This is a genomic window from Lysobacter sp. TAB13, from assembly GCF_052113885.1.
Taxonomy (GTDB): domain Bacteria; phylum Pseudomonadota; class Gammaproteobacteria; order Xanthomonadales; family Xanthomonadaceae; genus Lysobacter; species Lysobacter gummosus.
The window spans coordinates 138,299-164,220 of the sequence record NZ_JBFRDR010000007.1 but is presented as its reverse complement, the minus strand read 5'-3'; the positions used below and the strand labels follow the sequence as shown (position 1 = coordinate 164,220).

The 25,922-nt window shown below is 66.3% G+C and carries 23 protein-coding genes and 1 tRNA gene; 14 read left to right on the top strand and 10 right to left on the bottom strand.

From position 1 onward, the window contains the following. Positions 1 to 1,305, top strand: a complete 1,305-nt coding sequence (locus AB4Y92_RS11000) for an O-antigen ligase family protein (protein WP_441819680.1) — start codon at positions 1 to 3, stop codon at positions 1,303 to 1,305. A 9-nt stretch (positions 1,306 to 1,314) separates the two neighbouring features. On the opposite strand, the gene AB4Y92_RS10995 is transcribed toward AB4Y92_RS11000, so the two are convergent. Further along, complete coding sequence (locus tag AB4Y92_RS10995) at positions 1,315 to 2,130, bottom strand: glycosyltransferase family 2 protein (RefSeq protein WP_441819679.1); 816 nt, start codon at positions 2,128 to 2,130, stop codon at positions 1,315 to 1,317. Positions 2,131 to 2,370: 240 nt separating this feature from the next. Here AB4Y92_RS10995 and AB4Y92_RS10990 point away from each other — a divergent pair, with 240 nt between their 5' ends. Then, a complete protein-coding gene (locus tag AB4Y92_RS10990; RefSeq protein ID WP_441819678.1) occupies positions 2,371 to 3,441 on the top strand; it encodes a CDP-glycerol glycerophosphotransferase family protein in 1,071 nt (356 codons plus the stop codon). Between the two features lie 19 nt (positions 3,442 to 3,460). Here the strand turns inward: AB4Y92_RS10990 and AB4Y92_RS10985 are convergent, their stop codons facing one another. The 4 genes from AB4Y92_RS10985 to AB4Y92_RS10970 form a co-directional block, all read right to left on the bottom strand. After that, on the bottom strand, positions 3,461 to 4,900 hold the full coding sequence (locus AB4Y92_RS10985; protein ID WP_441819737.1) for a PH domain-containing protein: 1,440 nt from the start codon (positions 4,898 to 4,900) through the stop codon (positions 3,461 to 3,463). A 119-nt stretch (positions 4,901 to 5,019) separates the two neighbouring features. Further along, entirely contained in the window at positions 5,020 to 5,688 is a 669-nt protein-coding gene (locus AB4Y92_RS10980) for a PH domain-containing protein (protein WP_441819677.1), read from the bottom strand. Then, a complete protein-coding gene (locus AB4Y92_RS10975) occupies positions 5,685 to 7,208 on the bottom strand; it encodes a tetratricopeptide repeat protein (protein WP_441819676.1) in 1,524 nt (507 codons plus the stop codon). Before AB4Y92_RS10975 ends, AB4Y92_RS10980 begins: the two co-directional genes overlap by 4 nt. Before the next feature lie 29 nt (positions 7,209 to 7,237). Beyond that, positions 7,238 to 8,158 (bottom strand): lauroyl acyltransferase, encoded by a 921-nt coding sequence (locus AB4Y92_RS10970; RefSeq protein WP_441819675.1) that lies wholly within the window; start codon positions 8,156 to 8,158, stop codon positions 7,238 to 7,240. 132 nt (positions 8,159 to 8,290) lie between these two features. Between AB4Y92_RS10970 and dtd the strand changes: the two genes are divergently transcribed. The 6 genes from dtd (at position 8,291) to AB4Y92_RS10940 (ending at position 13,259) form a co-directional block, all read left to right on the top strand. Beyond that, positions 8,291 to 8,731, top strand: coding sequence for a D-aminoacyl-tRNA deacylase (gene dtd, locus AB4Y92_RS10965; protein ID WP_441819674.1), 441 nt, complete (start codon positions 8,291 to 8,293; stop codon positions 8,729 to 8,731). 94 nt (positions 8,732 to 8,825) lie between these two features. Then, complete coding sequence (gene rpoD, locus AB4Y92_RS10960; protein ID WP_441819673.1) at positions 8,826 to 10,691, top strand: RNA polymerase sigma factor RpoD; 1,866 nt, start codon at positions 8,826 to 8,828, stop codon at positions 10,689 to 10,691. Between the two features lie 181 nt (positions 10,692 to 10,872). Beyond that, on the top strand, positions 10,873 to 11,379 hold the full coding sequence (locus tag AB4Y92_RS10955) for a hypothetical protein (RefSeq protein WP_441819672.1): 507 nt from the start codon (positions 10,873 to 10,875) through the stop codon (positions 11,377 to 11,379). A 114-nt stretch (positions 11,380 to 11,493) separates the two neighbouring features. After that, positions 11,494 to 11,967 carry a hypothetical protein gene (locus AB4Y92_RS10950; protein WP_441819671.1) on the top strand — a complete coding sequence of 158 codons (474 nt, stop codon included), beginning with the start codon at positions 11,494 to 11,496 and terminating at the stop codon, positions 11,965 to 11,967. Between the two features lie 200 nt (positions 11,968 to 12,167). Next, complete coding sequence (locus tag AB4Y92_RS10945; protein ID WP_441819670.1) at positions 12,168 to 12,659, top strand: hypothetical protein; 492 nt, start codon at positions 12,168 to 12,170, stop codon at positions 12,657 to 12,659. Between the two features lie 93 nt (positions 12,660 to 12,752). Further along, positions 12,753 to 13,259 (top strand): hypothetical protein, encoded by a 507-nt coding sequence (locus AB4Y92_RS10940; RefSeq protein WP_441819669.1) that lies wholly within the window; start codon positions 12,753 to 12,755, stop codon positions 13,257 to 13,259. A gap of 58 nt (positions 13,260 to 13,317) precedes the next feature. Here AB4Y92_RS10940 and AB4Y92_RS10935 read toward each other — a convergent pair whose 3' ends face one another. The 5 genes from AB4Y92_RS10935 to AB4Y92_RS10915 all read right to left on the bottom strand — a co-directional run bounded on the left by AB4Y92_RS10935 (position 13,318) and on the right by AB4Y92_RS10915 (position 18,424). Next, a complete protein-coding gene (locus AB4Y92_RS10935) occupies positions 13,318 to 13,683 on the bottom strand; it encodes a SnoaL-like domain-containing protein (RefSeq protein ID WP_441819668.1) in 366 nt (121 codons plus the stop codon). 166 nt (positions 13,684 to 13,849) lie between these two features. Beyond that, positions 13,850 to 15,064, bottom strand: a complete 1,215-nt coding sequence (locus AB4Y92_RS10930; RefSeq protein ID WP_441819667.1) for an AGE family epimerase/isomerase — start codon at positions 15,062 to 15,064, stop codon at positions 13,850 to 13,852. Continuing rightward, on the bottom strand, positions 15,061 to 16,077 hold the full coding sequence (locus tag AB4Y92_RS10925) for a carbohydrate kinase family protein (protein ID WP_441819666.1): 1,017 nt from the start codon (positions 16,075 to 16,077) through the stop codon (positions 15,061 to 15,063). The genes AB4Y92_RS10930 and AB4Y92_RS10925 overlap by 4 nt, the downstream gene beginning before the upstream one ends. Then, a complete protein-coding gene (locus tag AB4Y92_RS10920) occupies positions 16,077 to 17,375 on the bottom strand; it encodes a sugar MFS transporter (RefSeq protein WP_441819665.1) in 1,299 nt (432 codons plus the stop codon). Before AB4Y92_RS10920 ends, AB4Y92_RS10925 begins: the two co-directional genes overlap by 1 nt. Continuing rightward, positions 17,372 to 18,424, bottom strand: coding sequence for a LacI family DNA-binding transcriptional regulator (locus AB4Y92_RS10915; RefSeq protein ID WP_215056136.1), 1,053 nt, complete (start codon positions 18,422 to 18,424; stop codon positions 17,372 to 17,374). The genes AB4Y92_RS10920 and AB4Y92_RS10915 overlap by 4 nt, the downstream gene beginning before the upstream one ends. Positions 18,425 to 18,687: 263 nt before the next feature. On the opposite strand from AB4Y92_RS10915, the gene AB4Y92_RS10910 reads away from it, so the two are divergent. The 6 genes from AB4Y92_RS10910 (at position 18,688) to AB4Y92_RS10885 (ending at position 25,548) form a co-directional block, all read left to right on the top strand. After that, positions 18,688 to 21,087 (top strand): GH92 family glycosyl hydrolase, encoded by a 2,400-nt coding sequence (locus tag AB4Y92_RS10910; protein WP_441819664.1) that lies wholly within the window; start codon positions 18,688 to 18,690, stop codon positions 21,085 to 21,087. A 210-nt stretch (positions 21,088 to 21,297) separates the two neighbouring features. Continuing rightward, a tRNA-Ile gene (locus AB4Y92_RS10905) sits at positions 21,298 to 21,373 on the top strand. 401 nt (positions 21,374 to 21,774) lie between these two features. Continuing rightward, positions 21,775 to 22,080, top strand: a complete 306-nt coding sequence (locus tag AB4Y92_RS10900; RefSeq protein WP_441819663.1) for a hypothetical protein — start codon at positions 21,775 to 21,777, stop codon at positions 22,078 to 22,080. Further along, on the top strand, positions 22,077 to 23,576 hold the full coding sequence (gene hxsB, locus AB4Y92_RS10895; protein ID WP_441819662.1) for a His-Xaa-Ser system radical SAM maturase HxsB: 1,500 nt from the start codon (positions 22,077 to 22,079) through the stop codon (positions 23,574 to 23,576). The genes AB4Y92_RS10900 and hxsB overlap by 4 nt, the downstream gene beginning before the upstream one ends. After that, positions 23,576 to 24,772 (top strand): His-Xaa-Ser system radical SAM maturase HxsC, encoded by a 1,197-nt coding sequence (gene hxsC / locus AB4Y92_RS10890; RefSeq protein WP_441819661.1) that lies wholly within the window; start codon positions 23,576 to 23,578, stop codon positions 24,770 to 24,772. The genes hxsB and hxsC overlap by 1 nt, the downstream gene beginning before the upstream one ends. Further along, positions 24,757 to 25,548: a peptidoglycan-binding protein gene (locus tag AB4Y92_RS10885; protein WP_441819660.1), complete on the top strand. Its 792-nt coding sequence runs from the start codon at positions 24,757 to 24,759 to the stop codon at positions 25,546 to 25,548. The genes hxsC and AB4Y92_RS10885 overlap by 16 nt, the downstream gene beginning before the upstream one ends. Positions 25,549 to 25,922 lie beyond the last annotated feature (374 nt).

Sequence of the window (25,922 nt, the reverse complement as noted above, 5' to 3'; positions counted from 1 at the left end):
GTGACCGAATCCCAAGCAGCGGTGCCCGCGCCCGGTCGTGTCCAGGGCGCCGCGGTCGCGTTCGGCGAACCCTCGCGGCGCCAGCGCTGGTCGCGGCGCACGCTGGAGATCGGCCTGTTCTGCCTGCCGGCGCTGCTGATCTCCACGCCGTGGGGGCTGGGGCCGTTCGCGGCCCTGGCGATCGTGGCGTTCGCGTTGTCACCGGGGCTGATCGTGCAGGGCTGGCGCGAAGTCGGGCGCGAGCTGCGCTGGCTGATCGCGATGGCCGCGGTCGCCGCGGTGGTGGTGCTGTATTCGAAACTGCATTTCGACGTGCGCTGGCGCGAGGCCGACAACCGCCTGCGCCTGCTCACGCTGCCGTTCTTCGCGCTGATGATCTATGCCTACCGGCCGTCGCGGCGCTGGCTGTGGGCCGGCGCGCTGGTCGGCCTGGCCGGGGCGTTCGGCGTGGCGTTGTTCCAGGTCGGTACGGGCGTGGATCGCGCGCTGGGCTGGACCGCCAACGCGATCGTGTTCGCCGACGCCTTGATCGCGTTGATCGTGGTGGCGGTGTTCACCCGACCGTCCGGCGAACTGCTGTGGACCACGCTGGCCTGCGCGCTCGGCGTCGGCGCGGTGGCGCTCAGCGGCAGCCGCGGCGTGTGGCCGGGGTTGGCGATCGTGCTGGTGGTGGGCCTGATCGTCAGCGGCGGGCGGGCGCGCAAGCTGTCGTGGACGGTGCTGGCGGTGCTGGCGCTGGGACTGACGATCAGCTGGTGGGTCGGCGGGCCGCTGGCGCAGCAGATGCGCATGCAGGAACTGGTCTCGGACGTGGACCGGGTCAAGCGCGGCAACGACCACGAATCCTCGCTCGGCGCGCGCATGACCTTGCTGGAGCTGGCGCGCGATACCTTCGTCGAGCATCCGCTGACCGGCGTGGGCATCGGCAGTTTCGAGAAAGTGGTGCTGGCCACGCCGCAATGCGCGCCGCCGGCGCCGCGGATCGGTTTCTGCAAACTCGGCCATGCCCACAGCGACACCTTCGAATGGGCCGCGACCATGGGCCTGCCGGGCCTGATCGCGATCTTCGGCATCTATCTGATCCCGCTGTCGCTGTTCGCCCGGCGCCTGCGCATGCAGGCGGTGGGACGTTCGCGCAGCACCGCGCTGGCGGGGCTGGTGCTGGTGCTGGTCTACATCGCCTGCGGCCTGACCCAGTCGATGTTCGCCCACCAACTCATCGCTTCGTTCTACGCGGTGATGGTGGGCGTGATGTACGGATTCGCCTTGCGCGAATCGCGCGAGAACGCGGCCGGGCGAACCTGAGCGCCGCGCTTATCCCGTGGTGTCGTCTTCGCGCTTGGGCGTGGTCACCGGCTGACCGTGCTGCAGCATCCACAGCATGATGGTCTTCTGCCGCACGTAGTTGGCGCGCACATAGGCATAGACCAGGCCGTGCCAGCCGTCGAGAAAGCCGCCGCGCAGCACGTAGCCGCGCCAGAACCGCCAGGCCGGCGCCAGCACCAGCTTCGCCAGCGTCGCGCGCTTGCCGCGCGCGTGATCGTGCTCGGCCATCATGCGCGCGTAGCGTTCGGTCTTGGCCAGTTGCTGTTCCAGGGAGCGATACGGGTAGTGGATCAGATCGCCGCCCAGGGTGACGACCGCGCCGTCGACGCTGGCGGCCTCGTGCACTTCGCGCTTGCCGCGCCAGCCGCCGCGGCGGCGGTCGAACAGGCGCAGCACGCGATCGGGATAGGCGTTGCCATGGCGCAGAAAGCGGCCGAAGTAGTCCGATAATCGCGCGAAACGATAGCCGGCCGCATCGGCGAAGCCACGATCGCGCGCGGCCAGGATCGAGGCGCGCAGCGCATCGCTGACTCGTTCGTCGGCGTCCAGGCACAGCACCCAGTCGTGCGCGGCCTGTTCGATCGCGTACTGCTTCTGGCTGCGAAAGCCGTCGAAGCGCCGCTGCAGCACGTGCGCGCCGGCGGCGTGGGCGATGGCGACGGTGGCGTCGGAGGAATTGGAATCCACCACCACGATCTCGTCGCAGAACGCCAGCGAGCTCAGGCAATCGCCGATCCGGTCGGCCTCGTTGAAGGCGATGATGCAGGCCGACACGCGCGCGCGCGCGGGCTCGTTGGCGTCCATGGCGGGGCGGGGCGTGTCGATGGCGGCGATCCGGCGGGGCGGGGGCAGGGCCTGGCAAGAATAGCGCCCGGCTTGGGGGAGCAGTGAGTGGGCTGGGGGCAGGAATGAGTTGAGAGGAGTGAGGAGTGAGTAAAACCAAAGCACGGCGCCGCCCGGCCTTTACTCACTCCTCACTCCTCTCCACTCATTCCTACGCCCTTGTACCCGATAATCCCCGCGCTTCCCCAACCCGGCCCGCCCATGTCCGACTACCTGCTTTTCGCGACCGAACGCTACGCGCTGCCGATCCTGCAGCCGCTGGCGCAGGCGCTGCACGCGGCCGGACACGTCGCCCATGCCTGGTTCGCCGACGGCGCCGCGGCCTCGCAGCTGGCCGCGCCGGTGCGCATGCTCGAACCGGGTAAGGCCGGCCTGCGCGCCGCGGTGGCGCTGAAGCCGCGCGCGGTGTTCAGCGCCGCCAATTGGGTGCCGCCGTTCGTGGCCGGGGCCAAGGTGCAGTTATTCCATGGCTTCAACGTCGAAAAACGCGAGGACGCGCGCGGCCACTTCCGCGTGCGCGGCCTGTTCGATCTGTATTGCACGCAAGGCCCGGCCACCACCGCGCCGTTCCGCGCCCTGGCCGCGCAGGCCGGGCATTTCGCCGTGGTCGAAACCGGCTGGCCCAAGCTCGATCCCTTGTTCCGCGACGACGACGGCGGCTCGGCGCGCTGGCGCCGCCTGGCCGGGCGCCGGCCGGTGGTGTTGTTCGCTTCCACCTTCACCGAGCGGCTGAGCGCGGCGCCGCATCTGTTCGAGGCGATCAAGGCCCAGGTCGCCGAGGGCGAGCGCTACTGGCTGCTGACCCTGCATCCCAAGTGCGCGCCGGAGCTGTTCGATCGCTATCGCTCATTGGCCGGGCCGAATGCGACCTTCGTGGAAACCGAAGACCTGATCGCGGCACAGCGCGCGGCCGACGTGCTGGTGGCCGATACCACCTCGGTGGTGTCCGAGTTCGTGGTCCAGCGCAAACCGGTGGTGACCTTCCGCAATCGCGCGCCCAAGCCGCACATGCTCGATTTCGACGATCCGGCGCGGCTCGGCGAGCAGCTCGAACACGCCTTCATGCCGAGTCCGGAACTGCAGGCGGCGATCGATGCTTACGCCGACGCCATCCATCCGTATCGCGACGGGCGTTCGTCGGAGCGGGTGATCGCGGCGACCGAGGACTTGCTGACCGGCAAGCTCGGCGCCTTGCGCGCCAAGCCGCTATCGTCGTGGCTGCGCGCGCTGCAGATCCGGCGCGAGCTGGGCTATTGGGGACGCGGCGGCTGAGCGCGGCGCGAGAGCGCCGTCACCAGCGCAGCGGCCGCTTCGCCAGCGACGCCGACAATCGCTCGTAGATCCGCCGCGCTTCGTCGTCCGGCAGGAACCGGATGCGCAACGCCGGGCCCATCGCGGTGGCGCCGGCGGTGTCCAGCCACAAGGTCGCGGTGTCGCAGCGCAGGTCGATCGGCGAGCGGGTGATCTGCAGGGCCTGCAGCTTGTCGAGTTCGGCGAAGCGCCAGTAGCGATGCCACCAGCCCTCGCGCACCGCGATCAATTCGCCGTTGAGCGCGTAGCCGATCCGGCGCGCGCGCCGCTGCGCCTTGAACGCCGCCCACGGCAGCCACAGCAAGGCGAGCAGGCACCAGCCGCCGACCTGCCAGTACAGCGCGAACGTCGCCAACAAAGCCCACGGCACGTCGGGCAGGAACATCCGCCACCACACCGCTTTGGGCAGCGGCTGCCATTGCAGCGCGTCCCAGCCCGCGCGCGGCAGCAGGTGGTCGACCAGCGCGGTGCAGGCGGCGGGCGTGGCGATCGGCGCCAGTTCCTTGAGCGCGCGGCCTTCCTCGTGCCCGTCCGCGCCGACCGTGTCCACCGCCAGCCGGCGGCGTTTGACCAACCGGTGCAGCAGGCCTTCTTCCAGCATCCAGGCCTGGATGCGCCGGCGCGGCACGGTGGTGCGCCAGCGTCCGAGCAAGCCGCGCTCGGCGGTGAGCCGGCGGCCTTGTTCGCTGAGTTCGAAACCGTAGTAACGCAGCAGCGCCAAGGTCACCGACAGCAACTTCAGCGCGGCGGCGACGAAGGCGATCGCGCCCGCGGCCAGCAGCACGTAGCCGAGCGCGTCGAGTTGATAACCGCCGAGCTGGCCGAGTAGCCAGTTGGCGCCGCGACGCAGCACGCGTTCGGGAATGCGGCCGTTGACGTCGGGCAGCATCTGCATCGCCGCGGCCAGGCCGGCGCCGGCCAGCACCAGGCCGCCGTTGGAGACCAGTCCCAGCCGCAGCACTTCCAGCGGCGACAGCCGCAGCAGCGTGTCCACGCGTTCTTCCGCCGCTTCGGCCGGGCTGTCGCCGCGCCGGCGCACCAGCGTTTCCAGCGCCATCGCGTCGGCCAGCTTGAGCACGCGCATCTGCGCTTCGTGTTCCTTGCTGCCGGCCGATTCCAATCGCACCTCGGCCACGCCGAACAATCGGTGCAGCACGGTCTGGTGCACGGCGACGTTCTGGATGCGCACGAACGGAATCACCCGCAGGTTGCGGGTGAACAAGCCGCTGCGCACCACCAGCCCGCCGGCGCCGACGCCGTAGCGATAAGTCGCATACCGCCACAGCGCGGCCAGCACCAGCAGCGCCACGCCGACCAGCGACCACAGCTCGTTGCGGTCGCCGCGGCCGACGAACACCAGCACCAGCAAGGGCACGATGTATTGCTTGAGGTGCTGGATCAGCACGAACAGCCACGACATCGGATGCAGGCGGCGGTCGGCGACCGGTTCGGACGCGTGCCGGTTCGCGTGCGTGCCCGCGGCGGCGGCCGGCGGGCGTTGCGGATCGGCGGACGGGCGATCGAGCTCGGACGCGCTCATCAGGCCTCGTCGTCCTCATGATCGAGCTGGCGGCCCAGGCGTTCGCGCAGGCGTTGGGCGTCGTCGGCGTCGAGGTGATCGATCGCCACCGCGCTGTGGCGGGTGCCGGCGGTGTGCACCACCAGCGTCGCCAGCCCGCGCATGCGCTGCAGCGGGCCGTGCTTGAGGTCCAGGTGCTGCACGCGCGTCAGCGGCACCAGCGTCTCGCGTCGCCAGGCCACGCCGCGGCGCACCGCGAAGCCGTGTTCGTCCAGGCGCCACAAGGTGTTGCGATAGCGGCGGAAGCCGATCCACATGCCGATGCCGGCGCCGAACAACGCGCCGGTGAGGCCGCTGGCCAGGGCGACGAACTTGCCGATCACCAGCACGCCCAACACGGTGCCGGCGATGCCGGCCACCAGCGCCAGCGCCAGGCTGATGTCGATCGTGCACAGCGGGATCGCGCGCGCGGGCAGGCGTTGCCAGTCGCTGTTGGATGTCGTCGCGGCGGCCGGTGCGGCAGCGTGCGGCGCGCGCTCAGGTGTGTCCTGAGCGCGCGGCGGCTGCGCTTCGATGCCGGCGCTGTCCGCGGCTTCGTCGGCGTCGTCGCGAGGCGATGCGCTGGCGTCAGCCGTGGCCGGCGCGGGTGCTGCGTGGGTGTCGTCGCGTTGCGGCGGAACAGGTGTCATCGCTCGACCGTGAAAGAGGTTTCCTGGTCAGTGTAGTCGCGTCTTTGCTGATAAAGGTTCAGGCGCGCCTGGATGCGTTCGCGGTCGCGCGCGTCGATGTCCGGCTCCAGCCGCTTGATCGCCAGTTGCTGGAAACGCACGGCCTGGGCGAAGTCGCCGTTGGCGGCGTAGACGGCGGCGACCGTGTCCAGATTGCCGCTGCTGAGCTTGGCGCGCTGCTTGATCATCGGCTGGGCCAGCGCCAGGGCTTGCTTGGGATCGCGCTGGCTCGGCTCGGCGCAGGTCGCCAGCACCCAGACCCGGTCGTTGCGGGCGAACTCCAGCCCGGCGTCTTCGGCCTTGCGCCGCCAGTCGGCGGACTCCGTGCAGTTGCGCGCCAGTCCGGCCGCGCCGTCCTGCAACAGCTGCGCATAGATCGTCATGGACCACACGTCGCCGGCGTCGGCGCCGCTGCGGATGTACGGCAGCGCGCGCCGCAGCGTCGCCGCCGGCACGCTCGAAAACGATTGCTCCGGGCCGGTGTCGAGCATGGTCTGGGCCAGGGCCACCGAGGCATCGACATGGCCGGCGTCGCTGGCGCGCTGCATCATCGCCAGGCCGCGTTCCTTGTCCGGCGCGATCTTGCGTTCGGCGTCGCCGGAGTACAGCGCATGGCCGTAGATGAACTGCGCCAGCGGCTCGCCGTCCTCGGCCTTGTGCGAAAGCGCAGCCAGCACCGTCTCGCGGATGGCGGCGTAGTCGGGCCATTGGCCGTCCAGGCGGCCGCGCGCGGCGGCATCGTCGCGCAAGGGCTGTTTCAGCGTGTCCAGCGGCGCGGCGGTGTACTGCGCGCCGAACGAGCTGCCGAGCAGGAACTGCATCATCCCGGTCTCGCCGCCGGCCTGTTTGGACAGCACGTCCATCAGTTCGGACAACTGCTCGGCGTTGCGTTCCGGGCGGACTTTCCAGCGCCCGTCCTCGCGCACGAACTCCGGGCCGAAGGCGTAGCGCTTGTCGGTCTGCGGTTTGATTTCGCCGAGCGCGCGGTCGGCGTCGATGATCGCCACATGGCTCAGCATCGGATAGGTGCCGCCGCTGGGCGACAGCGCCATCGGCGCATCGCACAGGCTCAGGCCGACGCATTCGCGGTAGGTGCGGCGGCCGTCCCAGGCCGCCAGCGCGTCGGCGTCGTGGCGCGCGCGCAGGCCGTAGACGGTCAGGCGGTCGGCGGCGGGCAGGCGCTGCAGTTGTTCGGGCGAGGCGTACAGCGCGGCATCGCGCAGGAAGGCGTAGTGGCGCACGGTCGATTCGGCGATCGCGTCGGCCGCGGCCGGGTCGTGGCGTTCCATCTGGCCGGTGTAGCGGGTCCAGATTCCGGCGACCGCGTTGACCGCGGCCTGTTCTTCGGCCGAGGCGGTGGCGCCGACCGGTTCGCCGGCGCCGGCCGGCGGCGAGGGCAGGCCGAGCAGGGCCGCGGACAGGCCGGCGGCGAACAGAAAGGGGCGGATCTGTCGTGCGGAAGTGAGCCGGTGCGATCGCATGTGCATCCTTGTCGAAGCCGGCGGGCGCCCTATCCGCTCCGATAAGGATTGTCTTCGCCGTTGCCGGAAGGACGCAGCGTATAGCGTTTGTAGGTCCACTGGTATTGCGCCGGATCACGCCGCGCGATGTGCTCGACCGCGGCATTGAGCACCTCGCAGGCGTGCCGCGGATCGGTATCGGCGATGCCCTCGGGCGCGGCCTCGATGCGCAGCGCGAAGCCGGGATTGTCCGTGTGGGTGTCGATGCGTTCGCAGTAGGCGAACAGCACCGTCGCGCCGGTGCGTTCGGCGAGGCGGCCGAGCAGAGTCATGGTCAGCGCCGGCACGCCGAAGAACGGCGCGAATTCGCCGTCGCCGGCCTTGGGCTGCTGGTCGGGCAGGATGCCGACCACGCCGCCGGCGCTCAGGCGCTTCCACAACTGGCGCACCGCGGCACCTTCGGCGCGTACCTGGGTCACGCGTTGTGCATCGGTGTCGGCGCGAACCAGATTCAGGAAGGCCTCGCCGACCGCCGACTCCGGCGGCCGGTACAGGATCGCCAGCGGCGTGCGCCAGGCCAGCCACTGGTTCAGCAGCTCCCAGTTGCCGTAGTGCGGCGCGGCCACGATCAGGCCCTTGCCCGAGGCCAGGGCCGCGTCGAACAGCTCGGTCCCGTGTTGCTCGCGCAGCAGGCGCAGATTTTCCGCATGCGGCCGGGTCCACAGGCGCAGGGTCTCGACCGCCTGGCGGGCGGTGGTGCGCATGATCGCGCGCTGCCACTGCTCGCGTTCGGCCGCCAGCAGCTCGGGATAGGCCAGCGCCAGATTGACCCGGACCACCCGGCTTTCGCGCGCGTCGCGGCGCTGCCACAGGGCGGCGACGGCGTCCCCCAGGCGCATCTGCCAGGACCAGGGCAGGCGGCCGATGAGTCCGGCGAAAAAGTACAGCAGGCGGGCGGCGAATCGGGTCATGGCGCGAGTGTAGCCGCTGCGGTTTGCGCGCCCGCGCCGCCGCTTGTGCCGGTTCGCCGACGGTAGACCGCAGAAGCCGGCGCGATGCAGGCTTTACAATGAGGTTCCCCGACACATCGCGATCGCCGCCGCATGCTCAGCCTCATCCAGCGCGTGACCCAGGCTAGCGTGGTGGTCGAGGGCGAAACCGTCGGCGCGATCGGCCCGGGTCTGCTGGCCCTGGTCGGGGTTGAACCGGGCGACGGCGAACCCCAGATCACGCGCATGGCCGAACGGCTGCTCGGATACCGTGTATTTGCCGATGAGGCCGGACGCATGAACCGGGCCCTGGCCGATACCGGCGGGGGGCTGTTGTTGGTCAGCCAGTTCACCCTGGCCGCCGACACCAGCAGCGGGATGCGTCCGGGCTTCAGTACGGCCGCCGCCCCGGGGCTGGCTGAACCGATATTCAACCGTTTAGTCGAAACCTGCCGGCAACGTCACCCCGCGGGGGTGGAAACCGGCCGGTTCGGCGCCCATATGGTCGTCAGCTTGGTCAACGACGGCCCGGTCACCTTTCTCCTCCGGTCCTGATCCGACCGCTGCCCCGCCGCGTAGTCCCGGCCGGGCCGCCCGGACCTGCTATACTGGAGCGTTCCCTACCCTCAATAGCGCGGTGGCGCAGCCCATGGCCAACGAACGTCAGCCCCCTCCGTCCGACATCAAGCTCCTGATCAGCAAGGGCCTGGAGCAGGGCTATTTGACCTATGCCGAGGTCAACGATCACCTGCCCGACGATCTCGTCGATGCGGAGCAGATCGAAGACATCATCGGCATGATCAACGGCATGGGCATCGAGGTGCACGAAGTTGCCCCCGATGCCGAAACGCTGCTGCTCGCCGACGGCAATACCGGTAACCGCGAAGTCGATGACACCGCCGCTGAAGAAGCGGCGGCGGCGTTGACCGCACTCGACGGCGAAGGCGGCCGAACCACCGACCCGGTGCGCATGTACATGCGCGAAATGGGCACGGTGGAGCTGCTGACCCGCGAAGGCGAAATCGCCATCGCCAAGCGCATCGAAGAAGGCCTCAACCAGGTCCAGGCTTCGCTCGCGCTGTTCCCGTCCACCATCCAGCTGATCCTGGAAGACTACGAAACCCACAAGGCCGGCAAGAAGCGCCTGGCCGAGATCGTGGTCGGCTTCAACGATCACCTGGACGAAGAACCCGAACCGCCGGCGCCGCCGGTGGTGGTGGCCGACGTCGATGCCGACGCGGACGACGACGAAGAAGTCGAAGCCGCCGGCGACGACGCCGATGCGGAAGAAACCACCTCGGGCCCGGACCCGGTCGAAGTGGCTTCGCGCATGGAAACCATCGCCGACCTGCACGGCAAGTTCCTCAAGGCCGGCGCCAAAAACGGTGCCGGGCACAAGACCGTTACCAAGCTGCGCGAAGAAATCGCCGCGGTGTTCGTCACCCTGAAGCTGCCGCTCGCCCTGACCGACAGCCTGGTGCGCAACCTGCGTGAAGTGGTCGGCTCGATCAAGGATCACGAGCGCAAGATCCTGGATCTGGCGACCCGCGTCGCCAAGATGCCGCGCAAGGACTTCATCCGCGCCTGGGAAGGCAACCAGACCAATCTGGAATGGGTGGACGAACTCCTCAAGCGCAAGCAGAAGTGGTCCTCGGGCCTGCGCGACGTCAAGGATCAGATCATCGCCGAACAGCAGGCGACGATCGAAATCGAACAAGCCTCGCTGCTGACCTTGAACGACATCAAGGAAATCAGCCGCGCGATGGCCTACGGCGAAGCCAAGGCGCGCAAGGCCAAGAAGGAAATGGTCGAGGCCAACCTGCGCCTGGTGATCTCGATCGCGAAGAAGTACACCAACCGCGGCCTGCAGTTCCTCGACCTCATCCAGGAAGGCAACATCGGCCTGATGAAGGCGGTGGACAAGTTCGAATTCCGTCGCGGCTTCAAGTTCTCCACCTACGCCACCTGGTGGATCCGTCAGGCCATCACCCGTTCGATCGCCGATCAGGCCCGCACCATCCGTATCCCGGTGCACATGATCGAGACGATCAACAAGCTCAACCGCATCTCGCGTCAGATGCTCCAGCAGTACGGTCGCGAGGCCACGCCGGAAGAGCTTGCGAAAGAAATGGACATGCCCGAGGACAAGATCCGCAAGGTCATGAAGATCGCCAAGGAGCCCATCTCGATGGAAACTCCGATCGGCGACGACGAAGACTCGCACCTGGGCGACTTCATCGAGGACACCAACGTGGAGTCCCCGGTCGAAGCCACCACCAACATCAACCTGTCGGAAACGGTCCGCGACGTGCTCGCCGGCCTGACCCCGCGCGAGGCCAAGGTGTTGCGCATGCGTTTCGGCATCGACATGAATACCGACCACACCCTTGAGGAAGTCGGTAAGCAGTTCGACGTGACCCGCGAGCGTATCCGTCAGATCGAAGCCAAGGCGCTGCGCAAGCTGCGTCATCCGAGCCGCTCGGAACAGCTGCGCAGCTTCCTCGATATCGATTGATCCCGCGCAGGCGATAAGCAACAAGAAACAGGCCCCGGAAACGGGGCCTGTTTCGTTTTGGGGGCGGCGTGTTCCGGAGCGGGCGGCGGATGCGGACCGGTCGCCGCCGCGCTAATCTGCGTGCGCAACGCCTGGCGCTCGACCGGCCCCGGCGGCCGACGATTCTTCAGGAGAAACGCGAATGGATGCAGCCAATCCTTATCGAGCCCCCGTCGCCGATCGGCTGTCCGGAGCCGGCCGGCCGCTGTTCGGCCTGATCGCCATCGGCACCGCCGGCCTGTTCGCGGGGCTGATGGCCAGCGGGCTGATGATCGCGTGCAACTACGCAGCCTTGGGGCGGCGCCGCGCGGCGTGGTTGACCGGTGTCGCGACCGTGTTGGCGATCGTGCCCGGCAGCTACGTGATCCTGACCATGCTGCTGGTGCTGAACATGTCGGATTTCGAGCAGGACATTGCATTGGCAATAACCGGTGCATTGATCGCGCAGCCGCTGATCGCGCTGGCCTGGGCGGCGACGGTGCAGGGGCGCGAGATGAAGGCGCGTGCCTCGGCCGGATATCCGGCGCGCCCGGGCTGGCACGCCGCGGCGATGGTGTTGGCGGCATGGCTGCTGTTGGCGCTGGAGTATGCCGTGCTTCGGTTTGCGCTCAATGAGCTGGTTTTTTCCCGCGCTCATCAACTGGCTTGACGTTACGGGAGCGGGCGGCTCCATGCCCGAAGACGCCCGCCGGGCCGACGCGTTAATCTGCGCGCGACTATCTGCCTCGCGCATCGGCGCGAGATTCTTCTGGAGAAGACACGAATGGACTCAAACAACCCCTACGAAGCCCCCGCCGCCGCCGTAGTGGACGTGGGAGCCGATACCAGCCGTCCCTTGTTCCGCACCAGCGGAATCTACGTAGCGACCTTCCTGGGGTCGGCCCTCGCCGGCGGCTGGGTGCTGGCGATGAATCACGCCGCGCTGGGTCAGTTCGATCTGGCGCGCAAGGTGCGCTGGTCCGGGTTGGCGGGCATGGTCGTCGTGGTGCTGCTGTCGATGCTGCTGCCCGAGCAGGTGCCGGGCATCGTCTATCTGATTCCGCAGATGCTCGCGGTCAGCTACTGGATGAAGCACACCCAGGGCGATGCGATCGCCGCGCGGGTCTCGGCCGGATTGCCGATGCGTTCCAACTGGCTCGCCGCCGGTGTCGGTGCGCTGGCCGCGCTGGCGCTGTTGGCGGTGCTGCTGGTCTTGGTTGCCATCGCTATCTACGGATTCGGTCTCGAAATGAGCTGAGTCGGGTCGCTCGCGGACTGCGCGATCGATCCGCTGTGTCGAAGGCGCGCAGTCGGAGCAGGTTCTGCATCGGCCGGTTTCGTTTTGCCGAGACGGGTATGCTCGGTGAAGGCAGGCGGCGGCGTACTTCCAGTGCACCAATCACGCTGCGGCCACGCGCATACGCAACCCTCGCGTTCGATGGCTAACGGAGATGGCGAATGGATGCACCCAATCCCTATCGGACGCCGGACGGCAAAGACGGCGCGACTGCGCACAACCGTCCCTTGTTCGGCCTGATCGCCATCGCCGTGGCCAGCGTGATCGGCAGTGTATTGGCCGGCGTCTGGCTGATGTCGATGAACTACGTGGCGCTGGGCCGGCGCGGCACGGCCTGGGTGTTACGGCTGGTGATCGTGCCGGTGCTGGCGTTCGCCGCGATCAGCGCGCTCGGCTACGTGTTCAACGCGCAGGGCGCGCAGCGGATCACCGTGGTGCTGAGCTATCTGGTGTTGCTGCCGGCGGCGGCATACCTGTTCGCCGATTGGGCGCAAGGCGGCGCGATCCGCGCGCAGGCGGCCGCGGGCGTGCCGGCGCGGCCGCTGTGGCACGCGGTGATGGTCGCGCTGGCGTTCGTGCTGTTCGCGATCATGTTTCCGTTGATCCTGATGCTGACGTTCACCGTGATCGGCTTGGTCGAATCCTCGGCATGAGCCGAACGCTTTTCATGCATCCGCCGGTCGAGGCGAATGGCTGCGCCGATCACGTCGTCGGATAATGTCGCGTCCGTATCGGGAGGCTATGCAGTGAGCGACATCGATCCGTATCGCCCGCCCGCCGCGAATATCCGGCGGCCCGATGCCGCCGACGAAGAGCGCGGCATGTTCGGCCTGCCAGCGATCGCTTTGGCCAGCGTCGTGGGCAGCGTCTTCGCCGGCACCGTCGTGATCGCCTTGAACTACGCCGCACAGAAGCAGCGCGGCACCGCGTGGGCGGTGGCCTTGTTGATCGGCCCTGCGCTGACGACAGCGATGCTGACCGCGTTATTGATCGGCTCGCGCATCTTGCATATCGCGCCGACGCCGTTATGGCTGGGGGCGTGGCTGGCGCAACCGTTGCTGATGACGGCGCTGGCGGCATTGCTGCAGGGCAAGGCGATCAAACAACGCCTGCGCGCCGGCCGGCCGATGGCCTCGAACGTACTCGCCCTGGTCATCGCCGTGGCGCTGTTGCCGGTGCTCGCGTTGTTGGTCGCGCCGGTCAGCGCGCTGTTGATGGGCCTGATCTGGGCCGGCGTGACTTCAATGCATTGATCGATGCAGGCGCGGGACCGCCGAAGCGATCCCGCAGTCCGGCTCCGCATTGACCGCCTCAGCCGTAGAAGAACTGCTCGTGCACGATCTTGCCGTCGCGCACCTGATACACCGCGACTTCGGCCATCGGCATGCGGCCCATGCTCTTGTAGGTCGCGTCGATGCTCATCGCCAGGCTGAACCAGTTGCCGCCGACGACCGGATCGCTGCACCAGCTGTCGTGCACTTCAATCACGTCGTCCTGGAATACGCGGCCTTTGGCCAGGATCGCCTCGCGGCCTTTGACATTGCCCAGGGGGCCGTCTTGGCGGCCGGGGATCTCGACGCTGGAAGCGTCTTCCGCGTAAAGCTCGCGGGTGATCTGCTCGTGCTTGCCTTCGCGACACAAGGCGACGTAACGATCGGCGATCTGCTGAATGTCCATGCCCACGCTCCGATGAAAGGAGCGGGCAGGATAGGCCCGGCTACGTTAGCGCGCCGCGTACGGGCGTCAGCGGCTCGGCATGACGGGCGTCATGCCGCGACCGGCGGCGGATGAATGCGCCATTGCGCCGCCGGCCGGGAACGTCGGCAACGGCAGCGCAGGCGAATCAGCCCGCCCGCAACAGGCGCATCACCTCAAAGCACGCGCCCATGGTGTGGTAATCGGTCTTGCCGGCCGGGCTCTTTTCGTCGTCGTACTTGCGGTTGTGGCGATCGAGGATGCGATACCAGGCGCCGTAACGATGATCGACCATGTGCTGCCACGCATACGCCCACAGCTTGTCGTACCACTGCCAGTACAGGTTGTCGCCGGTGCGCGCGCCCAGCAGCGCCGCGGTCGCCAGCGATTCGGCCTGGACCCAGAAGTATTTGTCGTCGTCGCAGACCGAGCCGTCCGGCGCGAAGCCGTAGACCAGTCCGCCGAATTCGTCGTCCCACGAGCGCGCGATGGCGACGTCGAACAAATGCCGCGCCGTCGGCACCAGCCACGCCGGCGCGTCGCCGCGCGCGCTCAGGTGGCGATCGAGGATCAACAGCAGCTTGGCCCATTCGGTCTGATGGCCGGGCTGGAAACCCCAGGGGCGGAACAGGTGTTTGGGGTCGTCGCGGTGATAGTCCCAGTCGATGTTCCAGTCGCGATCGTAGTGTTCCCACACCAGGCCGTCGGCCTTCGCCGCCTGACGCTGGGTCATGTTCTGCGCCAGGGTCAGCGCGCGGTCGAGATAGCGCGCCTGGCCGGAGGCTTCGAACGCCGCCAGCATCGCCTCGCACATGTGCATGTTGGCGTTCTGGCCGCGGTAATCGGTGAAGTTCCAGTCGGCGTCGGCTTCGTCGCGGTACAGGCCGTGCTGCGCTTCCCAGAAGCGCGATTCCAGCAGCTCCCAGGTTTCGTCCATCCACGCGGCGGCTTCATCGATGCCGGCCTTGAGCGCGGTCGAATAAGCCAGCAGCACGAACGCGCCGCCGTAGCAGTGGTTCATGCGGTCTTCCGGCGCGCCGTCGCGGATCGTCCAGGCGTAGCCGCCGGTCTGCGCGTTGCGATGTTTTTCGCGCAGATAACGCAGGCCGTGGCGGGCACGTTCGCGGTAGTCGTCGCGGCCGAACTCGATCGCCGCCATCGCGTAGTTGAAGACGAAGCGCGTGCTGCTGACCAAGTGGCGGTGCGAGGCTTCGTACACCGTGCCGTCGTCGCGGAAGTAATGGAAGAAGCCGCCGTCCGGGTCGAGCGCGACCGGATCGTAAAACGCCATCGTGTCCTGGACGTGCGCGCGCAGCACTTCGGCGTCGCGGAAATCGGGCAGCGGGTGCAGCGGAAGATTCATGATTGTTCCTGCATCAGTCGTTCGACATCGGCCGCGCTGGGCATCGCCGCGAACGCGCCGTGGCGGGTCGTGGCGAGCGCGCCGGCCGCGGCGGCATAGCGCAGCGCGCCGACGAAGTCGTCTTCGCGCTGCAGGAAATCGGCGAAATTGGCCGCGCTCACGCCCAGGCTGGCCAGGCGCTGCAGCAGGCCGCCGACGAACGCGTCGCCGGCGCCGGTGGTGTCGCTGGGCGCGACCCGGAAGGTCGCCGCTTCGCCGCGGCGGGTGCGGGTGAACCAGCGGATCGGGGTGGCGCCGTCGGTGATCAGCACGCAGGTCGCGTAGCCGTGCCACAGCCGCTGCAACGCGGCTTCTTCGCCGCCCAGGTGGCGGGCGAGGAATTCGAACTCGCTGCCGCACAGCTTGATCAGGTCGGCTTCCAGCAATGCCGCCAGCAATCGTGGCGCGGGATCCACGTCGGTTGGCCACAGCGACGGCCGCAGATTCATGTCCATGCTCACCAGCGCGCCGGCCATGCGCGCGCGGCGCATGCCCGCCAGCGTGGTCGCGGCGATGGCTTCTTCGGTCAGGCTGTTGGAGCACACGTGGAACACGCCGGCGCCGTTGAAGCTGTCGGCGCGGAAGTCCGAATCGCGGAACAGCAGGTCGGCGGCGGGCGGGCGATAGAAGCTGAAACTGCGCTCGCCATCGCCGTCGAGCGAAACGAAGGCCAGCGCGGTCTTGGCTTCATCCGTGCGCAGGATGTGGCGCGTGTCCACGCCGTAGCGGTCGAACTGCTCGGCGAGGAAATCGCCAAACATGTCCTGGCCCAGCATGCCCAGGAAGCGTGCGTTGCCGCCCAGGCGCGCGGCGGCGACGGCGACATTGGCCGGCGCGCCGCCGGCGTATTCGACGAAATGGCGCGGCTCGCCTGCGGCAGTGGCCGGGCGTGCGAGAAAATCGATCAACGCCTCGCCGAAGCAGACGATGGCGGCGTGGGCGGCGGCGGCAGCGGCCGGCGGTGCAGCGGACATCAATGCATCACTCCTGAAGCTTGCGTGCTGGTGTGCTGGCCTTGTCCTGCGCGGATGCGCGAACCGCTCAGGCCGTACCAGACGATGAAGACGTAACACACCAGCGGAATCACGAACGAGTGCTGCACGCCGATGACGTCCGACAGCGCGCCCTGCGCCAGCGGAATCACCGCGCCGCCGACGATGCCCATGATCAGCAGGCTGGAGGCCTTGCTGGTCATCGGGCCCAGGCGTTCGATGGCGATGGTGAAGATGGTCGGGAACATGATCGAGTTGAACAGGCCGATCGACAGCACCGCGTACATCGCGACCGAGCCCTTGGTGGACATGGTCACCGCCAGCAGCGCGATCACCGCGACCGCGAACAATGCCAGCAGCTTGCGTGCATCGGCGACGCGCAACAGCGCCGCGCCGATGAAGCGGCCGACCATCGCGCCGCCCCAGTAATACGCCAGGTACTTGCTGGCGATGGCGTGATCGAGGTTGGCGATTTCGGGCGCGGAGATGTAGTTGATCAGGAAGCTGCCGATCGAAACCTCGGCGCCGACGTAGACGAAGATCGCGATCACGCCGAAGAACAGATGCTTCTGGCTCAGCACTTCGGTGAAGCTGTGGTGCACCGGATCGGCGCTCTCGGTGGCTTCGACCAGCGACGGGATGCGCATGGTGTAGACGAACACCGCGAGCAGCAGCAGGCAGCCGGCGATGATCATGTACGGCATCTGCACCGACGCGGCTTCGTGCGCGCGGTAGGCGATCTGCTCGGCCACCGGCTTGGCCGCCAGTTCGTCCAGCGTGAGCACGGTGCCGGACAGGATCAGCGGTCCGATCACGTACGGAAACACCGTGGTGCCCAGCGAATTCAGCGCCTGCGCCAAGTTCAGGCGGCTGGGCGCGCCGGCCGGATCGCCGAGCAGGCTGATGTAGGGATTGGCCGAGACCTGCAGCAAGGTGATGCCGCTGGCGAGCACGAACAGCGCGCCCAGGAACAGCGGATACGAGGGAATGCGCGCGGCCGGAAAGAACATCGCCGCGCCGATGGCGGCGACGATCAGGCCGATCACGATGCTGTTCTTGTAGCCGAACTTCGCCACCACCTTGCTGGCCGGCAGCGACATCAGGAAGTAGGCGCCGAAGAAGGTCGACTGAATCAGCATCGACTGCGCGTAGTTCATCTGGAACACGGCTTTGAGATGCGGGATCAGCACGTCGTTGAGGCTGGTCAGTCCGCCCCAGGTGAAGAAGATGATGGTCACCACCGCGAGCGCGGCGGTGTAGGACATGTCGCGACGACTCATGCGGACTCTCCGGGCGGCGGAACAAGCACCTCGCTGCTGCTGCGTGCCTGCAGCCGGACGGGGGCAACGGTGTGGGCGTGCGGCAGCTCGGGTTCGCGCAGACGCTTGAGGATCAACTCGGCGGCCTGGCGTCCGCGCGCGCGCGGATCGACCGCGATCGTGGTGAGCGTGGGCGAGGCGACCGAGGCTTCGGGAATGTCGTCGAACCCGACCACGGCGAAATCGCCGCCGGCGCGGCGTCCGCGCGCCACCAAGCCGGCCATCAGGCCGAGCGCGACCGCGTCGTTGTAGCAAACCGCCGCGGTCGGCGCCGGATCGCGCACGAACAACGCGCCGGTCTGCTGCGCCGCTTCAAGGCGAGTGGGCGCGCATTCGACCAGCCACTGCGGCTCGGGCTCCACACCGGCTTCGGCCAGCGCTTCGCGATAGCCCTGGCGGCGTTGCCGGCACGAGGACGAATCGCGATGGCCGCCGAAGAAGGCGATGCGGCGATGGCCGCGATCGAGCAGATGCCGCGTCGCCAGACGCGCGCCGTGGGTGTTGTCCAAAGCCAGGAAATCCCACGCGGTGCCGTCGAGCTCGCGGTTGAACACCAGCACCGGCGTGCGTTCGCCGATCTGCTGGCGCACCCGTGCGCCGTCGCTGCCTTCGGCCGGCGACAGGATGATGCCGGCCGGGTCGTGCTCCATCAGCGAGGTCAGCACCGCCTGTTGGCGTTCGACCGACTCGTTGGTGCTGCCCAGCAAGGTGACGAAGCCGGCCGTGGCCAGCCATTCGTCCACGCCGGCTGCGAATTCGGCGAAGAACGGGTTGGACAGGTCGTTGATCACCAGGGCCACGCCGGTGGACACCTTGCGGCGCAGATTGGCGGCGCCTCGGTGATAGACGTAGCCTTGGCGCTTGAGCTCGGCTTCGACCCGGGCGCGGGTGTCGGCATGGACCAGCGGGCTGCCGCGCAGCACCAGCGAAACCGTCGCGCGCGACAGGCCGCAGGCCCGGGCGATATCGGCCAGGGTGACCCGGCCTCGGGGGGCGGGCGCGTCGTTCATCAATGACACCTCGCAAACAATGGACGGTCGGGACGCATGGCAGGGCGTGGTCGCGTGCTTTTGGATCGTTCTAAATGCCGTCATCCTGCGGCTTAGGCCCCGTCCCTGCATTCTGCAATGCAGCATGAACGCGGCCGGGGCCCGTGTTAGCTTGCCCTTATTTAGAACGATCTAAAAGTGTCGGCCCGCCCAAACCCAGCGACGGCCGGCCGCTTCCCCTGTTCCCAGCCTTCCCCCGCTTTGTATCAGACGGAGTGCCCTGGATGACCCGGCCGACCCAGCCTTCTATCGCCCCCGACGCCCCGCGCGCGACCTCCGCCCGACCCTGGCTGCGCCGGATCGGTGCCCTGGCGCTCGGCGCCTGCGTCTGGAGCGCCGTCGCCGCCCCTGCGGACGAGGCCGGCCGGCGCGCCTTCGAGGCGGTCGATCCCTTCATCGGCACCGGCGGCGAAGGCCACACCTTCCCCGGCGCGACCGTGCCCTTCGGCATGATCCAGCTCAGCCCCGACACCGAGATCAAGCCGCGCAAGGAGGCCTACGGCTGGGCCGCGGGCTATCGCTACAGCGACAGCAGCATCGTCGGCTTCTCGCACACGCACTTCTCCGGCACCGGCCATTCCGACCTGGGCGACGTGCTGCTGATGCCGATCGCCGGCGAGGTCAAGCTCGAACGCGGCGATTCCAAGATCGCGCGCAGCGGCTACCGCTCCAGCTTCCGCCACGACGACGAAGTGGCGCAGCCCGGCTATTACGCGGTCACCCTGGACGACTACAAGATCCGCGCCGAACTCACCGCCAGCGAGCGCGTCGGCGTGCATCGCTATCGCTACCCGCAAGGGCAGGCCGCGCACGTGCTGATCGACCTGCGCACCAGCATGTACGACTACCCCGGCAAGGTGCAGTGGTCGCGCCTGCGTCTGCGCACCGACGGGACCGTTACCGGCTTCCGCGAAACCCGCGGCTGGGCGCCGGGCCGGCAGCTGTATTTCGCCATGCGCTTCTCGCGTCCGCTCAGCGGCCACAGCTTCAACGACACCGAAGCCGACGTCGTCTACAAGGGCTTCGCGCCGCCGGGCGAAAAAGACCCTACAAAGCGCGCGCAGATCGAAGGCCGGCAGATCGTCGGCAGCTTCGATTTCAAGCAGGCCGAAGGCAAGGACCTGGTCGTCAAGGTCGCCATTTCGCCGGTCAGCGAAGACAGCGCCATCGCCAATCTGGACGCGGAAGTGCCCGGCTTCGATTTCGACGGCGTGCGCGCCAAGGCGCGCGCGACCTGGTCGCAGGCCTTGTCCGCGATCGACGCCGACGCGCCCGAACCGATGCGCAAGAGTTTCTACACCGCGCTGTATCACACGCTGATGGGCCCGAGCCTGTTCATGGACAGCGACGGCCGTTACCGCGGCCCGGACAACGCCGTGCATGAAGCCAAGGGCTTTCGCTATCACTCCACGTTCTCGCTGTGGGATACCTACCGCGCGCTGCATCCGCTGCTGACCCTGGTGCAGCCGGAACAACGCAACAACGACTTCGTCAATTCGCTGTTGGCCTCGCGCCGCGACAGCCCCTACGGCATCCTGCCGGTGTGGGCGTTCCACGGCCAGGAAACCTGGTGCATGGTCGGTTACCACGCCGTGCCGGTGATCGCCGACGCCTACATGAAAGGCATCCGCGGCTACGACACGAAGGAAGCGCTGGACGCCATGGTCGCCAGCGCCAGCTACGGCCCGTACGACGGTATCGCCCAGTACATGGAACTGGGCTACGTGCCGATCGACGAAGAAGGCGAGGCCGCGTCGAAGACCCTGGAATATGCGTTCGACGACTGGACGATTTCGCGCGTGGCCGCCGACATGGGTCGCAAGGACATCGCCGCGACGTTCGAAAAGCGCGCCGGTAACTGGAAACACGCCTTCGACGCGAAGACCGGTTTCATGCGCGCGCGCAAGCGCGACGGCAGCTTCCGCGAACCCTTCGACCCCACCGTCAGCGGCTATGGCAGCGACTACACCGAAGGCAACGCCTGGCAATACTCGTGGTACGTACCGCAGGACGTCGCCGGCCTGACCCGCTCGCTCGGCGGCGACGCCAAGCTGGTGGACAAGCTCGACCAAGTGTTCGACGCCAAGGTCGATCCGAAAATCTTCGAGCACATGGAAGACATCACCGGCCTGATCGGCTGGTACGCCCACGGCAACGAACCCAGCCACCACGTCGCCTATCTGTACGGCTATGCCGGCCAGCCCTGGCGCACCCAGGAGCGCCTGAAGCAGATCATGGCGACCCAATACGCCCCGCGCCCCGACGGCCTGGCCGGCAACGACGACCTCGGCCAGATGTCGGCCTGGTACGTATTCACCGCCCTGGGCTTCTACCCGGTGGCCCCGGCCAGCAACGAATACGCTATCGGCCGGCCGTTCCTGCCGCGAGCCACCCTAAACCTGCCCAATGGCAAACGCTTCAGCGTGGTCGCCGAGGGCTTGGACGAAGGGCATACCTATATCGGGTCGGCGACGCTCAATGGGCAGCCGTTGAATCGCAGCTTTCTGCGGCACGAAGAGATCGTCGCCGGTGGGGAGCTTCGCTTCACCATGCAGGCGCAACCGAACAAGCAGTGGGCCAGCGATCCTAAGTTGCGGCCGTATTCGATGAGTGCGGGGCGGTGAGGGTGGGTTGATAAGCGTCGATCGCTGAGGCGATCGGTGCGGAGCAGGTCGGCCGCGGTCCTGTCCGGCCGGCCCCTGATAGCTCCGCGAGTACGCAAGTGCAAAAATTGGCCACAAACCAAAGGCCGGGGCATTCGTCCCGGCCTTTGCGTATGCACCGCCCACGGCTTACGCCCGCCCCCCCGCAACGATTAGAATCTGCGCTCGCGCGGGCCTATAGCTCAACGGTTAGAGCAGAGGACTCATAATCCTTTGGTTCCAGGTTCGAATCCTGGTGGGCCCACCACTCCTCAATAGTCCCTTATAGCCAAGTCGCCCCGCGCGAGTGCGCATCGCCAGGGTAAGCCAGTAAGGAACTGGGACGCGTCAGTGCAGTCGCGGTGTCCCGGTGCATAGACCATATTAAGTGTCCCCCATCAGGCGGTCGGCTAAGTGGCCGTCATGGCGCCGGCGTTTCTATTGGGCAACCGGTTCGGGGCGATAGGCTCGTCCGCCATTGGCCCAGCCAGCACTGGGTCCACGCAGCCGCTCCCTCGTTTTTTGGGATGCTGCTGGCCGCCGATGGTCATTCTTTACGTTATGGGTGATCTAGGGTTCTATTTTTCAAGCGCGTTCTTTCGTTGCTTGTGATTGCGTGCGGCTTGCTATGAATGCAGTATCGACCTCAACCAGGGGGCTGGGATGGTCATGGATGCCATTGAGATCTGCGTGGATGTCAGTGTTTTTGAACCGGACGTCATTGCGAGTGCGGCGCATCGTTATACGGGCGAGTTCTTCGTTGAACTTTTGCTAGCCACATCGCCTCATCGTGTCCTGCTAATGCCGATGCAGGTCGGCGTCGATACCGACCGTTTGGCACAACGCTTTAAGAACGACCTGCTCGACGAACGATTGCGAGCCCGCATTCGCGTCGAAACCGCAGAGCTTCAGGTTGCGCTGATCCAGGCGGCACTGCGTGAAGCGGTCTCGGCACAGAGCGAGTCGCCGACATGAAGTTCGCGCCTCGCCTCGCTTTTGAAGGCGCCGCGGGTTATCGGTTGCTGCCGATGCGGTTTCGCCGGCTACCTTGGGATGAAAGCAGTGTCTTAGTCAGCTCCATGGCGGGCGATTGGCTCATCATGCCGCGGGCTGATTTGGATCGAGCTGTTGCCGGCGAGCTCACAGTAGACGAAGCGCTCTTTGCGTCCATGGAGGCACGCCACCTTATCTTGGCCGATCCCTCGCGATCTTCGTTGGCGCCGTTGCTTTCGCAGTACAGAACGCGAAAGTCGTATATGCAGGCTGGTCCGGCATTGCACATCTTCGTGGTCTCGCTGCGCTGCCACCACACATGCTCATATTGCCAAGTCTCTCGTCGCCCCACATCGGAAATCACGTTCGACATGGGCGGAGCTGCGGCTAGTCACGCGGTAGACCGACTGTTCGAGTGGCCCTCCGAAAAGTTGACCATTGAATTTCAGGGCGGTGAGCCGTTACTGCACTTTGATCGCGTGCGTTCGCTGGTCGAAGCCATCGTCAAGCGCAACGGAACAGAGGGGCGGTCATTACGTTTCGTTATCGCCTCGACTTTGCACGATCTGACTGATGAGCAGCTGGCTTTCATGAAGGAACACAGCTTCCAGCTGTCAACGTCGCTCGACGGTCCGGAGTGGTTGCACAACGCCAATCGACCGAGGCCAGAAAAAGACAGCTATCGCCGCACTATCGAAGGCATTGAGCGGGGGCGCCGTGCGCTGGGCGATGATGCTGTATCGGCGTTGACCACGCTCACGGCGCGCAGTCTGACCGTGCCTCATGAGGTTATAGACGAATACCGAAAGCAGGGGCTTCATTCGATCTTCCTGCGGCCGCTTAGTCCATACGGATTCGCGCGTAAGACTCAGGCCCGGCAGGGGTACCCTATTGCCGATTTTCTGCGCTTTTACGCCATTGCACTCGACCACATCCTGGCGATCAATCGCGATGGCTATCTGCTTGAGGAAGCCTACGCAAGCTTACTCCTGTCGCAGCTGCTCACCCCATTTGCGCATGGATACGTCGACCTTCGCTCACCTACCGGTGCCGGGTTGGGGACGGTTGTGTACGACTACGACGGCCAGGTTTATCCCTCGGACGAAGCGCGCATGCTCGCCGCCATGGGAGACCACAGCTTCGCGATGGGTCGAGTGGACGAGTCCGTGGCTCAATGGTTGCAATCTCCGGTCATGCGCCGAGTTCTGGATGCCGGCGTGGCCGAAGCGCTGCCGACCTGCGCGGACTGCGCCTACGTGCCCTTATGCGGCGCGGATCCCATCGACCATTACGCCCGTCAGGGCGATCCCATAGGGCATCGGCCTACCAGCGACTACTGCGCCAAGCAGATGGGACTGTTCGATCTCCTGCTGCAGCGCTGGGAGTGTGGTGAGCCCGCTGACCGTTCCACCTTCGAGGGCTGGGCCCTGCGGCAAAACAGCACACACCCAGAGCCCACGCTAGAAGAGGCGGCCTGATGTTGCCTCTGGAGGCCAAAGCACGCTGGAGCGCTAATTGGAGCAAGCCCACGCTGCTTAAGGTGGCCGGCCTGGAGGAGTTCGCGGCAGGCGTGTTTCCGTTGGAGCGAATGTTGCTAGATCTCCGCGCTCCCGAAGCAGCGTCCTCAAGTTCTCTTTGCGATCTGCCTTGGGCTGGGTACTTGGTTAACGAGGATAGTGCTTCGCAATATTCGCGTTCTGAGGTTGCACTGCTAGGCGACCAAGCCGTTATTCGCCCAGGCGATGTAGTCGAAATTAGGCCGGGCAGCTCCAAGATTGCCGTCCGTTATCGCCGCGGCGACAACGGTAACGTCCTATTTGCGACAGAGCGATGCAATAGCTTTTGCCTGATGTGTTCGCAGCCGCCGCGTGAGGTCGAAGACAGCTGGCGGATCGATCAGCTTTGCGACTTGGTCGGGTTGATCGACAAGGACGAACCATCGCTGGCAATCAGCGGTGGTGAGCCTACTTTGCTAGGCACTGGCCTGTCCCAAGTGATCCAGCGCTGTGCTGACGCGTTGCCTCAGACTCACATTCACGTGCTGTCCAACGGACGAAAGTTCGAGGATCGGGTGTACGCGGATAGCTTCACCGGCATCCACCCCTCACTGACCTGGGGCGTGCCGCTATACGGCGACCACTACCGCCTACACGACTACATCGTTCAAAGCCCCGGCGCATTCGCCCAAACCCTGCGTGGCCTCTACGCCTTGCACGCGGCGGGTCAACATATAGAAGTGCGCGTGGTGTTGACCAAGCCCGTGATGGAGCGGCTGCCGGACCTCGCGCGCTATCTCTACCGCAACTTACCGTTCGTAGAGCACATTGCACTGATGGGAACAGAGCCGATCGGCTTCGCCAAAGCCCATCACGATGAATTGTGGATGGATCCCGCCGACATGGGCTCGACCTTGCTGGATACAGCACAGTTTCTTTCCCGGCGTGGCATGGCGGTCTCGCTCTACAACTTGCCGTTATGCACATTGCCCGAAGACCTCTGGCCCTTTGCGCGTCGCAGTATCTCGAATTGGAAACAACACTACCTGCCAGCGTGCGACGGCTGTTCGCTGAGAGACCAGTGCGGCGGCTTCTTCGGTTGGGTAACGCCGGAATGGACCAGTCGAGCTATCGCGCCCATCACAGCTAAGGAAGATAGGTCATGCGCAAAACACTGACGTTGGCTGGCGGCGCGATGTCCGCGCTGCACGGAGCTTTTCAAGACACGGAAGGCACGGCTGCCAAACAGTCGGCACTGATGGCCTTGGCACAAGAAGACGCGAACTACACCACGATGCTGGTGGCGCCGCTCAACATGGGGATCGACAATCTCTATGCGGGGCATCGATCGCACAGCAGCCACCGATCGCACAGCAGCCATACCTCCCATTACTCGGGAAGTGGTGGCTCCTATCGGACGCCAGCATCGACTTATACGCCGCCGCCTTCGTCTTACTACGTACCGGCGCCCAGTACCTATTCAGCACCGGTGGCCCCGAAGGCTCCGGCGGTTCGCAAATATACGGCGCCTCGGAGGGTGCCCGCGCCGCGTACTTACGAGTCGTCTGCTGCCAGTGAATACGCGCTGCCGTCTGCCGAGACTGCTGCTTCCTCCTACCCAAGCCAATCAGGCGCGAGTGGTAATACGCCTTCATCAAATCTTTCCAGTACGCCGCAAAGCAGTTGGCGGCGTTGGGCCGACCGTCCTGACACGTCGTTGGAGCCGGCAACCAATTCTAGCGCGAGGGCCAGCGGCGATCAGCTCCGCACGATGATCATGCGTGTACAAGCGGCGCTCTATTCCAAGGGATACGACCCCGGTGCAATCGATGGCGTGATGAGCGAGAGCACTGTCTATGCGCTGCGTCAATTTCAGGAAGCCTACGGTCTGAGGGCCTCGGGGAAAATGACGACCGAGACGCTCAATGCGCTAGGAGTTGCGCTTGTTAGGTAGACGCTAGGAAAATTCCGAACTCATTCTTCGTCGTCAGCCGCCAAGACTGCGTTTCACATCGCGTCCTATGGTCGGCTCCTGCTGCGGCTTAACTGAATTTGAAAAAAGGTATGCACGAAACGTCTGACGATTGTCTACAGAAGCCCGGGCGATTCACCCGACCGTCTCGCGGCCTACGATTTGCCAGTCCGGCCTCTGAATGGTTCAGAGATGGCCGCTCTCCTCCTGATTTCTCGTTGGCAAGGTGACTCAACAGGGGAAGCACCATGGCAATTCCGGCAACTGCCTTCCGGTGGCATGAGCAAGGGCTAGTCGAACCGGGCCGCCTGATCTACCAGGGTGATCGCTGGTTTCTCAGTGTCGTCGTGATGTCT

Coding starts and splice junctions, on each gene's coding strand:
- AB4Y92_RS10995 (WP_441819679.1), bottom strand. CDS start 2,130: ATGGACGCCAACGAGCCCGCGCGCGCGCGCGTGTCGGCCTGCATCATC.
- AB4Y92_RS10990 (WP_441819678.1), top strand. CDS start 2,371: ATGTCCGACTACCTGCTTTTCGCGACCGAACGCTACGCGCTGCCGATC.
- AB4Y92_RS10985 (WP_441819737.1), bottom strand. CDS start 4,900: ATGTCGTGGCTGTTCGTGCTGATCCAGCACCTCAAGCAATACATCGTG.
- AB4Y92_RS10980 (WP_441819677.1), bottom strand. CDS start 5,688: ATGACACCTGTTCCGCCGCAACGCGACGACACCCACGCAGCACCCGCG.
- AB4Y92_RS10975 (WP_441819676.1), bottom strand. CDS start 7,208: ATGCGATCGCACCGGCTCACTTCCGCACGACAGATCCGCCCCTTTCTG.
- AB4Y92_RS10970 (WP_441819675.1), bottom strand. CDS start 8,158: ATGACCCGATTCGCCGCCCGCCTGCTGTACTTTTTCGCCGGACTCATC.
- dtd (WP_441819674.1), top strand. CDS start 8,291: ATGCTCAGCCTCATCCAGCGCGTGACCCAGGCTAGCGTGGTGGTCGAG.
- rpoD (WP_441819673.1), top strand. CDS start 8,826: ATGGCCAACGAACGTCAGCCCCCTCCGTCCGACATCAAGCTCCTGATC.
- AB4Y92_RS10955 (WP_441819672.1), top strand. CDS start 10,873: ATGGATGCAGCCAATCCTTATCGAGCCCCCGTCGCCGATCGGCTGTCC.
- AB4Y92_RS10950 (WP_441819671.1), top strand. CDS start 11,494: ATGGACTCAAACAACCCCTACGAAGCCCCCGCCGCCGCCGTAGTGGAC.
- AB4Y92_RS10945 (WP_441819670.1), top strand. CDS start 12,168: ATGGATGCACCCAATCCCTATCGGACGCCGGACGGCAAAGACGGCGCG.
- AB4Y92_RS10935 (WP_441819668.1), bottom strand. CDS start 13,683: ATGGACATTCAGCAGATCGCCGATCGTTACGTCGCCTTGTGTCGCGAA.
- AB4Y92_RS10930 (WP_441819667.1), bottom strand. CDS start 15,064: ATGAATCTTCCGCTGCACCCGCTGCCCGATTTCCGCGACGCCGAAGTG.
- AB4Y92_RS10925 (WP_441819666.1), bottom strand. CDS start 16,077: ATGTCCGCTGCACCGCCGGCCGCTGCCGCCGCCGCCCACGCCGCCATC.
- AB4Y92_RS10920 (WP_441819665.1), bottom strand. CDS start 17,375: ATGAGTCGTCGCGACATGTCCTACACCGCCGCGCTCGCGGTGGTGACC.
- AB4Y92_RS10915 (WP_215056136.1), bottom strand. CDS start 18,424: ATGAACGACGCGCCCGCCCCCCGAGGCCGGGTCACCCTGGCCGATATC.
- AB4Y92_RS10910 (WP_441819664.1), top strand. CDS start 18,688: ATGACCCGGCCGACCCAGCCTTCTATCGCCCCCGACGCCCCGCGCGCG.
- AB4Y92_RS10900 (WP_441819663.1), top strand. CDS start 21,775: ATGGATGCCATTGAGATCTGCGTGGATGTCAGTGTTTTTGAACCGGAC.
- hxsB (WP_441819662.1), top strand. CDS start 22,077: ATGAAGTTCGCGCCTCGCCTCGCTTTTGAAGGCGCCGCGGGTTATCGG.
- hxsC (WP_441819661.1), top strand. CDS start 23,576: ATGTTGCCTCTGGAGGCCAAAGCACGCTGGAGCGCTAATTGGAGCAAG.
- AB4Y92_RS10885 (WP_441819660.1), top strand. CDS start 24,757: ATGCGCAAAACACTGACGTTGGCTGGCGGCGCGATGTCCGCGCTGCAC.